The sequence below is a fragment of the Alteromonas hispanica genome (genome assembly GCF_010500915.1).
Taxonomy (GTDB): domain Bacteria; phylum Pseudomonadota; class Gammaproteobacteria; order Enterobacterales; family Alteromonadaceae; genus Alteromonas; species Alteromonas hispanica.
Genome location: NZ_JAAAWP010000002.1, coordinates 139,833 through 153,076, shown reverse-complemented (window position 1 = coordinate 153,076; position 13,244 = coordinate 139,833). Strand labels below are relative to the sequence as shown.

Below are 13,244 nucleotides of genomic sequence, written 5' to 3'. Positions count from 1 at the left end.
TATGTCCTATTCTTTCTACGCTCGTTTATACAAACGCGAGTTGTCCAATCTATCGAACTCTGACCATTAATGGTAGAGAATTGAAACGGCTTTTTCTCCCAAACACTGTTTGAGGTCGTGCAATAGTTGATCCTCCGGCGTTACATACCATTTAGCACCACATGCTAACGTTACCTCAGCATCTGGGTGTGTAACCGCCATTTGAACGGGACAACTGCCGCCATTAAATGCCTGTAGAATAGATTGCATCTGACTCATTTTTTTCGTTTCAAGCGTCTGGGTATCTACTTTTATCGCCAGCGCTTTCGCGTTTTTCTCTCGTGCCTGAACAATGTCCATAACATCACGGGCGGTGATTGTATTGCCCCCAGAGAAATCATCAAAGCTGACCTGTCCCTTTATGAGCAATATTTTGTCTGTTTCCAACACACTTTCGAACTGTTCGTAAGTATCGGGGAAAAAACGTACGTCCATTCTGGCACTCTTATCATCCAGTGTCACTATTGCCCACCGGCGTCCGCGCTTGTTTGTCATCACTCTAACACCAAGCACCAGACCAACGGCACTAGCCATTTGATCTTTATTTGTCGGTTTTAAATCCACAAGGCGACCATCGGTGTAATAACGAAGTTCATCGGCGTACTGATTTATTGGATGCCCAGTAAGGTATAAACCTAGAGTGTCTTTTTCACCCTCAAGCCAGACTTTCTCAGGCCACTCTGGTACATCGGCGAATGCCTGCTCTACCTCATCGGGCTCTGTGGTTAAAAGCCCGAACATATCTGACTGACCGAAAGACTCAGCTTTCGCATGCTGCCCAGCAGCAGCAAGAGCCTCTGGCAGTGTTGCCATCAGCGTCGCTCTGTGCGGCCCTAAATTGTCCATTGCACCAGACAATACTAGCTTTTCTAAAACTCGTTTATTTACTTTCTTGGTGTCTATTTTTGCACAAAACTCGAACAGATCTTTAAACGCACCGTGACTATTTCGGGCCTCAATGATGGCCTCAATAGGACCTTCACCCACACCTTTAATAGCGCCAATTCCGTAAACAATGCGGCCTTTGCTATCTACCGTAAATTTGTATTTTCCGGCGTTAAGGTCTGGCGGTAAAATCTCAATACCCATGCGCTCGCATTCGTCTACTAGGGTCACTATTTTGTCTGTATTATCCATATCAGCAGACATAACAGCGGCCATAAACTCAGCCGGATAGTGTACTTTTAGCCATAAAGTTTGGTATGACACCAAAGCGTATGCCGCAGAGTGAGATTTGTTAAACCCGTAACCTGCAAACTTTTCAACCAAGTCGAAAATTTTCATGGCCAAGTCGGGGTCAATATTATTTCCCTTTGCCCCTTCAGCAAAAGCGCCTCGCTGCTTAGCCATTTCCTCTGGCTTTTTCTTACCCATTGCCCGACGAAGTAAGTCAGCGCCGCCAAGGGAATAGCCTGCCATTTCCTGGGCAATCTGCATAACCTGCTCTTGGTATAAAATAATGCCGTAGGTTGGCTCTAGAATTTCTTGCAAACACTCATGTTGATAATCTTTATCGGGATATGAAATAGCCTCCCGGCCGTGCTTACGATCGATAAAGTTATCTACCATGCCCGACTGCAGTGGGCCGGGGCGGAACAACGCCACCAGTGCAATGATATCTTCGAAACTGTCTGGTCTAAGGCGCTTGATTAACTCTTTCATGCCCCGAGACTCAAGCTGGAACACTGCGGTGGTTTCAGCATTTTGAAGAGTACGAAAACTTTTAGGATCGGCGAGAGGTATAGCAGAAATGTCGATATCGATATTTTTGCCTTCTTTGACCATATCGATAGCCCACTGAATGATGGTCAGAGTTCTAAGCCCTAAGAAGTCAAACTTGACCAGCCCCGCGGTCTCTACATCGTTTTTATCAAACTGGGTGACCGGGTTTTTACCCTCATCATCGCAGTAAAGCGGCGAAAAATCAGTGATAGTTGTTGGTGCGATAACCACACCACCGGCATGCTTTCCTGCGTTACGAGTAACACCTTCTAAAATACGCGCCATATCAATGAGGTCTTTTACCTCTTCGTCTTGCTCGTATACTTGAGGTAATTGCGGCTCTGCTTTGAACGCCTTTTCTAGTGTCATACCGGGGTCGGAAGGAATAAGCTTTGAAATTCTATCAACAAACCCATAGGGGTGACCTAGCACGCGGCCGACATCACGCACCACGGCTTTTGCCGCCATCGTTCCAAAGGTGATAATTTGTGATACTGCTTGGCGGCCATAAAGCTCAGCAACGTGATCGATAACCTCATCTCGTCTGTCCATACAGAAGTCAACGTCGAAATCGGGCATAGATACACGTTCGGGGTTCAAAAATCGCTCGAAAAGCAAATCGAATTCAAGGGGGTCGAGATCGGTAATTTTTAACGCATAAGCCACTAACGAACCGGCACCTGAACCGCGACCTGGCCCAACGGGTATTCCGTTATCTTTACTCCATTGGATAAATTCCATCACGATGAGGAAGTAACCGGGAAAACCCATTTGGTTAATCACTTCAAGCTCTACGCGAAGACGGTCGTCATACTCTGGGCGCTTTTCTTTTCGCTCGTTTTCATCAGGGAACAAAAACTCAAGCCTGTCCTCAAGTCCTTCTTCAGAGACCTTGACCAAGAAGTCTTCGGTTGTCATGCCTCCTGTTGGAAACTGGGGCAAGAAATATTCGTTGAGACGAACCGTCACATTACAACGCTTTGCTATTTCAACGGTGTTTTCTATGGCTTCGGGAATATCGCTAAACAGCTCTATCATTTCATCTGCGGTACGAAGATATTGCTGCTCGCTATAGCGTTTAGGTCGGCGGGTATCATCTAACGTGTAGCCATCGTGAATACACACCCGAATTTCGTGCGCCTCGAAGCCCTCTTTATCGATAAAGCAAACTTCATTAGTCGCAACAACCGGTAAGTCTTTCTGTTGGGCAAATTCCACTGCTCGGTGTAAATAGTCTTCTTCGCCCGGGCGGCCAGTGCGCACTAACTCTAAATAGAAACGATCTTGAAAATGGGTTTTATAAAATTGCAAAGAGGAATCAAGCAGCTTGATGTTATTTTTGGTAAGCCCTACGCCAACATCGCCATGCAAACCACCAGATAGCACGATAATACCTTCGCTATGTTCAGCAAGCCATTCTTGGTCAATCACCGCACGGTGGGAAAGATGACCGCGTAAATAGGCTTTAGAGATAAGAACGGTAATATTCTTATAGCCCTCGTTATTCATAGCTAACAGTGTCAACCTGAATGGTTCGTCACCAAATACTTCGTTGGTTACCCAAAAATCGGTGCCAATTATGGGTTTGATACCGCGGGAGTGAGCTTCTGAGTAAAACTTCACCAAGCCACACATATTCATTTGATCGGTAATGGCCACCGCTGGCATCTCTAGCTCGGCAACCTTACTCAAAATAGGCTTAACCTTATTAAGCCCATCCATCATTGAATAGTCGCTGTGTACACGTAAATGAATAAATGGCGAAGACATGATTTTTTCTCTTTTATTTTGCGGCGCTTTATCTGTTTTACGAAACTAACTATTACCCGTAAGCATTGCCTTGACCGGCTTAAAGCTCTTACGATAACAATCTAACACACCAAATTCGGCTAACGCCGCAAAATGTGCTTTTGTAGGATAGCCTTTATGACCTGCAAAGTTATATTGAGGATAAGCTTCGTGAAGTGCCAGCATATCATTATCGCGCTCCACTTTCGCAATGATGGATGCAGCCGATATTTCTTGATGTAGGCCATCACCTTTTACAATCGCTTCTGATGGGTAGTTCCAATCAGGCAAGCGATTACCGTCCACTCGAACAAAATCTGGAGTAACTTGCAGTCCGTCTACTGCGCGAACCATAGCCAGCATAGTGGCGTGTAGAATATTGAGGTTGTCAATTTCAGCGGGGCTAGCTCGGCCAATATTCCAGTAAAGCGCTTTCTCTCGAATTTCTTGTGCTAGAGCAACGCGCTTTTTTTCACTTAGTTTTTTAGAATCGTTCAGGCCCTCAATAGGATTTGAAGGGTCAAGGATAACGGCTGCGGTGACAACATCACCCACCAGCGGACCGCGGCCTACCTCATCTACACCGGCTATTAATTTATCCAACTAACTCCTCCACTACCGCTTTTGCTGCTGTCTTATCAGCGTCACATTTTAGCGTATGGTGGAGTTCGGTGAAACGGGAAATAAGCGCTGAATTATCACTTTCGAAAAATTCAAGAAGCTGGCTGCACATATTCTCAGCATTTACCTGCTCTTGAAGAAGTTCAGGCACGATTTCATCGTTAGCTAATAGATTAGGTAAAGCGAAGTAAGGTGCTTTGTAAAGACGCTGCATTATTTTATGTGTAAGCGGGGCGAGTTTATAAGCAACCACCATAGGGCGTTTACACAGCATTGCCTCTAAGGTGGCTGTACCCGAAGCCAACAATATTACGTCGCTGGCAATCATGGCATCTCGTGACGTTGTGTTCGTAATATGGATAGGTAATCGCGCTAATGCATCATTAGTCTGTGATAAAAACGTTTCGATTTGCTCAAAGCGATGATCATTTGCTGCGGGTATCACAAATTGGATATCGGGGCGCTTTTTGTGGATAGCTTCAATCGTTTCTAGAAATACTGGAAGAAGCGTTTCTACCTCACCTCTTCGCGAGCCTGGCAACACAGCTAACACGGGTTTATCAAGCTCAAGATCCAGCGCTATTCTCGACTCTTTTTGATTTGGCTCTATGGCAATGATATCTGCCATTGTATGGCCAACAAAGGTATAAGGTACCTTATACTTGTCATACACTTTCTGTTCAAAAGGGAACAGTCCGAGAACGCGATTAGCAGCTTTTGCTATTTTGTGGATACGCTTTTCTCGCCATGCCCATACTGTAGGACTGACATAGTGAAGTGTTTTTATACCTCGAGCTTTCAACGCTTTTTCAACACGCAAATTAAAGTCTGGGGCATCTATCCCGACAAAAATATCAGGTGGGTATTGTTCAAAATGCGCGAGCAACTGCTTTTTAACTTTTAGAATTGCGGGAAGGTGAGAAATAACTTCGACAAGCCCCATTACCGACAGGGTTTCCATGTCAAATAATGTCTTAAAACCCTGGGCCTGCATATTTGGCCCGCCAATTCCCTCAATGATGGCACCAGGGTATTGGCGTTTCAGTTCAGCCACCATTCCGGCAGCGAGTACATCGCCAGAGGGCTCTCCGGCCACCATACCGATACGTAATGGCTTGGTCATAATTATCGAATAATGCCCCGCTCGGCATGACGAAGAAAGTCAGCCATACGGGCTACGCTTTCGTGGTCTTTCGCTGGAGATTCAAGTGCCTCTATGGCTTCTTCGATAGTATTGCCTGCTCGGTAAATAACCTTATACGCACGTTTTATCGCCAGCACTTCATCTTTTTCAAAGCCTCTACGCTTGAGGCCTTCGGAGTTAATACCTTGGGGAATGTTTTTGTGCCCACTCACCATCACAAAAGGAGGGACATCTCTTAAAATGATACCTCCGGCGCCGAGGAAAGCGTGAGCACCAATTTTACAGAATTGATGAATACCCACTGCACCACCAACAATAACAAAATCGTCAATGTGCACATGACCTGCGATTGCACAATTGTTGGCAACAATAATATCGTCGCCTAACACACAATCGTGTGCGATATGGGCATTTACCATAAATAGGCCTCTAGAGCCTATTTTTGTAATACCTTCATCTTGAACCGTACCGCGGTGAACAGTCACGCCCTCGCGAAACTCATTATTGTCACCAATGATAAGTTCCGTGGGTTCGCCGGCATATTTTTTGTCTTGGCAATCTTCGCCAATTGACGAAAATTGGAAAAACTTATTGTTTTTGCCTATTCGCGTTTTACCGCGAACAACTACGTGTGATTTCAATATGCAACCATCACCAATGGTTACGTTATCGTCTACCACACAAAACGGGCCAATAGTGACATTTTCACCAATGGTTGCGCTATCTGAAATTACCGCAGTTGGATGGATCACGTTATGCTATCTCTCTCATCGCACACATAAATTCTGCACTGCAAACTAAGTCTCCCTCGACAGTTGCAGTACCTTTAAACTTCCAGATCCCTCTTCTTTCCTTCACTAATGCCACGTCAAACTCAAGCTTATCACCAGGCACAACAGGACGCTTAAAACGCGCATTATCTATTCCCGCGTATAAATACAAACTGTCATTTTTCCCCATGGTTTTAAAACCAAGAACGCCTGCCGCTTGGGCCATTGCTTCTAAAATAAGTACGCCTGGAAAAATAGGCTGGCCAGGAAAATGCCCCGTAAAGCAAGGTTCATTTATCGTAATATTTTTATAAGCTTTTATTGATTCACCGAGTACATAGTCGGTGACACGATCGACTAACAGAAAAGGATAACGATGAGGCAAAAGTGCCATTATTTCCTGTATTTCGATGGTATTAAGTGAATTGGCCAAAAACTTTCTCCTGTATTCAAGCATGACCTAGCAACTGATTTATGGTCAAACTCGCCGTAAAAACTAAATTCGGCGGCAACCATACGCTGTTAAACGCGAAAAACAAATCAGACCAACACCTTTCGGTTGTTGGTCTGATGAATTGTCACACACTACCAGCCGTGGCAATGTTTTAGTTAGCTTTGCTAACCTGTTCTAGAACTTGCTCAGACAAGTCGTGCTCTTCTTTTGCAAACGCAACAGCACCAGCATTAAGAACAAGGTCGTAACCCTGTTTAGCCGCTACTGAATCGATAGCCTGCTTAATAAGACCTAACAACTTGTTACGCTCTTCGTTGCTGCGACGCTGAATGTCCTGCTGAAGAGGCTGACCCTTTTTAGAAAGCTCTTCACGAACAGATAAGATCTTTTGTTCTAGTTCTTTCTTTTCTGCATCGCTCATTGTAGCCGCATCGCGCTGAAGGCGCTCTGCATAGAACTGGCCGTCACGTTGAAGTTGATTAACTTCTTCTAACTGATCTTTAAACTCTAACTGAATAGCGTTTTGAATCTCAGCAGCTTGAGGCATAGCTTGGAAAATACCTTGCACGTCCACCACGGCCATTTTCTGTTCTGCCATTACTGACGTACTGACTAGTGCACTACTTAACATTGCACCTGCAACGATATGTTTAACCAACTGTTTCAAAGGGAACTCCTTTTTGTATCTTCTTGTTTGGGACACACGAAGTGCGAGCCCGCTTTTCTAATTAAAAAGTATTTAAAAAGTTTGACCGATGTTGAAGGTAAAGAATCTCGCATCATCACCGTCACGCTCTCGTATCATTCTAGAGAAGCTAAATACCATCGGCCCCATGGGTGATACCCACTGAACAGACACACCTGCTGAACTACGATACAGAGTCCAATCAGAATAGTCCAATAGCTCACCACGCTGATTCGGGCTCACCTCTAACTGACTGAATCGGTCGAAATCGAACTCAGTATCCCATACGTTACCCACATCCACAAACAAACTTGTACGTACTGAGTTGTCCATATCAGCTTCAACAAATGGCGTCGGTACAATAAGCTCTATACCACCAAGTGCCATTGCGTTACCACCAAGGCTCTGTCGAGACCAAGATATCACGGCATCGGCAGGGTCGCTCGGGAATGTCTCGCCGTCTGGACCAACGATATTACCCGGTGATGACACTAGCAAACCTCTAGGCCCCACGGTATTGTTTTCGAACCCACGAAGTGAATCTGCACCACCTGCGGTGAAGTTTTCGGTGAACGGAAGAATTTGCTCATTGCCGTCAATGTCGCCATAACCGTTACCATACCCCAAACGAATTCGGGCAAGGAACGACCAGCGCTGATTGCGTGATAGTGGGAAGTACCACTTACCGTCAAACACAGACTTAAAATAGGTTACATCTGAATTTGGTGTTGTTGCACTAAACGAAGCGCGCTGTGATGAACCTGCAGTTGGAAACAAACCGCGGTTCAAAGTCACTCTACTCCAGCTTACGCTAGCTAAGTAACTGTCGTATTTTACCGCCGCGTCAGGATCGTTGCCATCAGGGAACTGATTATAAAAACGTTCGGTTTGCTCGTAAAATCCACGGTTGAAAAGCTCTACATTGCTGTATGTAAGACCAAAATTAATACGGTTTACTTCGTTAATTGGATAACCAATGTTTGCGCCTACAGACCAACGTTTCGAGTTGTATTGAATAACGTTAAAGTCGGAACCGTCAAATTCGCTGTACCCGATACTTCCACCTAAACTGATGCCGTCTATCGTGAAATAAGGGTCGTTATAGGTTATTTGCGCTGACTTCTGATAAGAAACTGTACTTAGGTTAAGGCCTACTCGTTTACCGGTACCTAGGAAGTTGTCCTGTTGTATACCCGCTTGCAGACTCAATTTCGTTCTGTCGCCGTAACCGATACCTGCGTTAAATGAGCCAGAAGGCTGCTCTTTAACGTTAAAGTTAACGTCTACTTTATCTTCTGATCCCGGAATTCGTACTGTTTCAAATTCTACGTTTTCCATATAAGTAAGACGAGACAGTTGGCTTTTTGATACCTCAAGCTGACTATTGGATAACCAAGTACCTTCCATCTGACTCACATTTTGGCGAAGGACGTCATCGGCAGTAACTACGTTTCCGTTAAATTTAATACGGTTAACGTAAATACGCTTACCTGGATCAACGGACAGAGTCAGTTTTACCGTTTTGTCTTCATCATTTATATCAGGAACAGTAGTCACAGTAGGATACGCATAACCAAATCGGCCAAGGTACTTACTTATAAACTCTTCTGTGTAAGTCACTTCTGCTTGGTTATAAAGTTCACCAGGCGTAAGCGGTAACACACGCTCTATATATTCTTCGTGCCCAAGAACATCACCGACAAGCTCCACTTCGGAAATAGTGTACTGCTCGCCCTCTGTCACGTTCATGGCAACGTAAATGCCGCTTTTCTCTGGCGTCATGGACACCTGTGTAGAATCGACATTGAAACGCAAATAACCACGGTCGAGATAATGGTTTCTCAACGACTCCATATCGCCCTGCAGCGTTTGCTGTTGATAGCGCGTTTCAGATAAAAAGTCCCACCATGGAGTATCGTATTGAAGTTCAAACGACTCCATTAACTCTTCATCGGAAAACAACTCATTACCAACGATATTGATTTGCTCAATCTCTGCTGCGTCGCCTTCTTCAAAAAGAAGCTTTAAATCGACGCGATTACGGGGCAATGGAGTAACAATAGCGGTTACATCAGCGTTGTATTTACCAATACTGTAGAAAAAATCTTTAAGCCCGTTTTCAATTGAAGTGAGTACCGTTTTATCGAGCGGTTCACCCACTCTCACACCGTTACCGTCTAGACTCTCTTGTAATTGTTCATCTTTAATATCATCGTTATCTTCAAAGATGATATTACTAATGGTTGGGCGCTCTGATACGCGAACAACAAGAGTATTACCATCTCGTAAAATTTCAACGTTTTCAAAGTGAGTGGAAGAATATAACGAGCGGATAAGCTGTGTTACACGAAATGTATTTAGCTCATCACCTACCTGTACAGGTAGATAGGTTAACGCCGCACCAAGTGCTACACGCTGTAACCCTTCAACTCGAATATCTTGTACTACGAATTCACTGTCTTGCGCCGCAGCATTGGCAAAGCTAGCACTGGATAATACTAATCCGGCTGCTACTAACTGTTTTAACTTCATCTATTTTTCTTTTCCTGGCCGCGTTTCATATTTGCTGTTTTGTACTTCCTGACTCTCATCAGGTTATGCGAGCAATATCGTTAAAAATAGCGATACCCATAATCATAAACAGAAGCACGCCACCTATTCGGTAACCCCATTCCTGTACCGCTTCAGGCACAGGCTTGCCGGTGATCCATTCCACGATGAAAAACATCAAATGACCACCATCGAGCATAGGCAGGGGTAATAAATTTATAATGCCTAAATTTACGCTTATTAAGGCAAGAAAACTCAAGAAGTACGCAAGCCCGTAACCGGCACTTGTACCTGCTCCTTGAGCAATTGAGATAGGCCCACTTAAGTTTTTAACTGACACATCGCCAGTAAGTAACTTTCCTATCATTTCGACACTGAGTGTCATTAAGCGCCATGTTTTATCTAGCGCAATTCCTATAGCCTCTATAATGCCATACTGATGCGTAAACACATACCCCTCAGGCCAAGGCTCAAACGTTGGGCTTACACCGAGATACCCACTTTGCCCCTGTGCTGTATCGCGGCGCGCTATCGTGGCACGTAGGGTGCGTTGTTGTCCATCCCTTTCAATTGCAAGAGAAATAGTCTCACCGGGATTATCAACAATCACATCTACTAACGCATTCCACGATGAAAGCTCATCGCCATTTAACGCAGTAATTTTATCACCTGGCAAAAGGCCGGCTTCTTGCGCTGCACTGCTCTCTCCAACAAAACCCACGGTTAATGTTGGGTCGGGTCGAAATGGCGTTAAACCCAAACTGCTTAGTGGAGACTCAATATCTGGATCAAAGTTCCAAGTAGTCAGGTTAAATGTCACTTCTTTTTCGTTATTTGATGCATTTCTGACCGTTACTACCGTATTCTCACCACCGATGTTGGAAACCATTTCCAAATTAACGGCTTCCCAATCTGGTGTGCGTCGGCCATCGATACTAATAATTTCATCGCCCGCTTTTACGCCTGCAATTTCCGCAATACTGTTATCTTCGACAGCTTTTACCACCGGCTTTACTGTCTCTAGCCCAACTAAGTACATAAGCCAAAGGGCAAAGAACGCAAATATAAAATTTACGCCAGGGCCGGCCGCAATAATAGCCATGCGCTGCAGCACCGGCTTGTGATTAAACGCTTTTTCTTCGAGTTCTGGAGGGACATCGTCTATACGCCCATCGAGCATGCGCACGTATCCACCTAATGGGATCATGGCAATAACATACTCGGTACCTGATTTACCCTGCCTGCGCCAAATAGGCTTGCCAAAGCCAATTGAAAAACGTTCTACCTGCACACCGCATTTGCGGGCCACGTAAAAATGGCCCCACTCGTGTACGGCAACAAGAATACCAAGGGCAAGAATAAATGCGCCTAGGCTCCAAAAAAATGCTAGCACTGAAATTTACCTCTGATTAACTCGTTTGCTTTTACTCTTGCCAACGAGTCTTGTTCTAATAATTGCTGAATGGAGTTCATTTCTACCATCGACATCGCGTTAAGCGTTGCTTCATTAACCTTTGCGATGTCACAAAAACTAATATTTCCGTGCAAAAAGTGCTCTACAGCAACTTCGTTAGCCGCATTGAGACTAGTGGTGGCACATTGGCCAGCTTCACAGGCTGCTATGGCTAACTTCAAGTTTGGATAACGCTCATAACAAGGGGTTTTAAAGCTAAAATCAACAATCTCTTTAAAATTGAGCGGCTTGACGCCAGCCTCTATACGCTGAGGGTGAGCCAATCCATAGGCGATAGGTGTGCGCATGTCTGGATTTCCCATCTGAGCGATCACAGAGCCATCAACATATTGCACCATGGAATGAATAATACTTTGAGGGTGAATAACGACGTCTATATCTTTGGACTTAACGCCGAACAGCCAACATACTTCGATAAACTCAAGCCCTTTATTCATCATGGTGGCAGAGTCTATTGTAATCTTTCTCCCCATTGACCAATTGGGGTGAGTGCTGGCCTCGTCAACCGTGATACTGCCAAACGTATCAAGCGCTCTTTCTCTGAAAGGGCCGCCCGACCCTGTAAGTAGAATTTTTTCAATACCTGAGTTACCTAAGTCGCCGTAGGTAAAATTGTGGGGTAAGCATTGAAAAATCGCGTTATGTTCACTGTCAATTGGCAGTATTTGAGCACCGCTTTTGTTCGCGGCGTCAATGAAGAGTGCGCCAGACATCACGAGCGCTTCTTTATTTGCCAGCAACACGCGCTTTCCTGCTTTCACCGCAGCCATAGTAGGTAGCAAGCCCGCGGCTCCCACAATCGCGGCCATAACTGAGTCAACTTCAGGAGCGCTTGAAACGTCTTCTAATGCCTGCTGTCCACACAGAATTTCAGCTTCAACTTGATACTGCTTTGCTAGCTCTAGTGCCGCGCTGTAGTGCAATGGATCGGCAATAACCACATAGCGTGGGGAGCATTTGTTGGCCTGCTCCATAAGCAGCTTCAGCTGATTGTTACCGGTTATGGCGAAAATACGGTACTTATCAGGATGACGATTAATTACATCAAGAGTATTGCAACCAATGGAGCCCGTGGCCCCTAAAACGGTGACTGTCTGCATTACGCCATCCAAGTAACATAACAAAACGCGAAGACAGGGAACGCAGCCGTAAGGCTGTCTATGCGGTCAAGCACACCGCCATGCCCAGGTAGAATTTTTCCACTATCTTTAATACCGGCACAGCGCTTGAGCATACTTTCGTTCAAGTCGCCAAGAGCAGACACTGCCACGGTTACTCCACCAATGGCTAAATGCAGCCAAATGCGAGAAGGCTCCACCTGATAGTGCAGCGCCGCGAATGCGATAATGGCAAACGATGCAGCAATTCCACCTAGTAGTCCCTCAAGGCTTTTCCCGGGTGATACATTCGGACGAAGCTTGTGTCGACCAAATTTCACGCCCACAAAAAAGGCGCCAATATCGGCTGCCCATACAATGCCAAGCACATAAAAAATAAGGGACGCGCCGTAGAAAGGGTCTACGTCGTGCAGACTTGTTCTCAGTGCTATCACCGCCACCCAAGTTGGAATAAGTGTTAACAACCCAAAAACGGTACGAACAACCCTGCTGTCTCGCCAAAATTTGGAGTATTTAGGGTAAGCTAACACCATAGCAAGCGAGGCCCCCCACCAAATCACTGCCACGCTAAGGATACTGGTATATAAACTATGTAACTGTCCCTGATACCAGATCACGCTAGCATCGACAACAAAAGAAAGCGCGATACATATAGCAAAAGCGCCAGCCATAAAAAGAAGCTTTTTAGGACGTTCACAAACGCCAGCCATGGCTGCCCATTCATAAGCGCCAATACCTACAACACCGGCAATAGCAATTTCGAACCAAAAAATAGGTAGGAACAATATGGCGTATAACGCTGTTGGCGCAAGAATTAATGCAGTTATTATTCGTTGTTTTAGCATAATTTGCCCTTGGCTGTGATAATCAGGATGAAGC

Annotated in this window: 10 protein-coding genes; all 10 read right to left on the bottom strand. The window is 45.1% G+C overall.

The annotated features are described in order from the left end of the window. Positions 1-66: 66 nt before the first annotated feature. The 10 genes from dnaE to GTW09_RS03570 all read right to left on the bottom strand — a co-directional run bounded on the left by dnaE (position 67) and on the right by GTW09_RS03570 (position 13,210). Positions 67-3,531, bottom strand: a complete 3,465-nt coding sequence (dnaE, locus tag GTW09_RS03615) for a DNA polymerase III subunit alpha (RefSeq protein WP_163110157.1) — start codon at positions 3,529-3,531, stop codon at positions 67-69. A 45-nt stretch (positions 3,532-3,576) separates the two neighbouring features. Further along, positions 3,577-4,152 (bottom strand): ribonuclease HII, encoded by a 576-nt coding sequence (rnhB, locus tag GTW09_RS03610; protein WP_100971129.1) that lies wholly within the window; start codon positions 4,150-4,152, stop codon positions 3,577-3,579. After that, positions 4,145-5,293: a lipid-A-disaccharide synthase gene (gene lpxB / locus GTW09_RS03605; RefSeq protein WP_163110156.1), complete on the bottom strand. Its 1,149-nt coding sequence runs from the start codon at positions 5,291-5,293 to the stop codon at positions 4,145-4,147. The genes rnhB and lpxB overlap by 8 nt, the downstream gene beginning before the upstream one ends. A gap of 2 nt (positions 5,294-5,295) precedes the next feature. Continuing rightward, positions 5,296-6,066, bottom strand: coding sequence for an acyl-ACP--UDP-N-acetylglucosamine O-acyltransferase (gene lpxA, locus GTW09_RS03600; protein ID WP_071978864.1), 771 nt, complete (start codon positions 6,064-6,066; stop codon positions 5,296-5,298). A gap of 1 nt (position 6,067) precedes the next feature. Next, on the bottom strand, positions 6,068-6,517 hold the full coding sequence (gene fabZ, locus GTW09_RS03595; protein WP_071978863.1) for a 3-hydroxyacyl-ACP dehydratase FabZ: 450 nt from the start codon (positions 6,515-6,517) through the stop codon (positions 6,068-6,070). A gap of 172 nt (positions 6,518-6,689) precedes the next feature. Then, complete coding sequence (locus GTW09_RS03590) at positions 6,690-7,205, bottom strand: OmpH family outer membrane protein (RefSeq protein ID WP_163110155.1); 516 nt, start codon at positions 7,203-7,205, stop codon at positions 6,690-6,692. Positions 7,206-7,277: 72 nt separating this feature from the next. Continuing rightward, positions 7,278-9,755 (bottom strand): outer membrane protein assembly factor BamA, encoded by a 2,478-nt coding sequence (bamA, locus tag GTW09_RS03585; protein ID WP_163110153.1) that lies wholly within the window; start codon positions 9,753-9,755, stop codon positions 7,278-7,280. A 58-nt stretch (positions 9,756-9,813) separates the two neighbouring features. Next, positions 9,814-11,166 (bottom strand): sigma E protease regulator RseP, encoded by a 1,353-nt coding sequence (gene rseP, locus GTW09_RS03580; RefSeq protein ID WP_163110151.1) that lies wholly within the window; start codon positions 11,164-11,166, stop codon positions 9,814-9,816. After that, positions 11,160-12,347, bottom strand: coding sequence for a 1-deoxy-D-xylulose-5-phosphate reductoisomerase (gene ispC, locus GTW09_RS03575; RefSeq protein ID WP_163110150.1), 1,188 nt, complete (start codon positions 12,345-12,347; stop codon positions 11,160-11,162). Before ispC ends, rseP begins: the two co-directional genes overlap by 7 nt. Further along, positions 12,347-13,210: a phosphatidate cytidylyltransferase gene (locus GTW09_RS03570; protein ID WP_071978858.1), complete on the bottom strand. Its 864-nt coding sequence runs from the start codon at positions 13,208-13,210 to the stop codon at positions 12,347-12,349. The genes ispC and GTW09_RS03570 overlap by 1 nt, the downstream gene beginning before the upstream one ends. Positions 13,211-13,244 lie beyond the last annotated feature (34 nt).

Coding starts and splice junctions, on each gene's coding strand:
- dnaE (WP_163110157.1), bottom strand. CDS start 3,531: ATGTCTTCGCCATTTATTCATTTACGTGTACACAGCGACTATTCAATG.
- lpxB (WP_163110156.1), bottom strand. CDS start 5,293: ATGACCAAGCCATTACGTATCGGTATGGTGGCCGGAGAGCCCTCTGGC.
- bamA (WP_163110153.1), bottom strand. CDS start 9,755: ATGAAGTTAAAACAGTTAGTAGCAGCCGGATTAGTATTATCCAGTGCT.
- ispC (WP_163110150.1), bottom strand. CDS start 12,347: ATGCAGACAGTCACCGTTTTAGGGGCCACGGGCTCCATTGGTTGCAAT.
- GTW09_RS03570 (WP_071978858.1), bottom strand. CDS start 13,210: ATGCTAAAACAACGAATAATAACTGCATTAATTCTTGCGCCAACAGCG.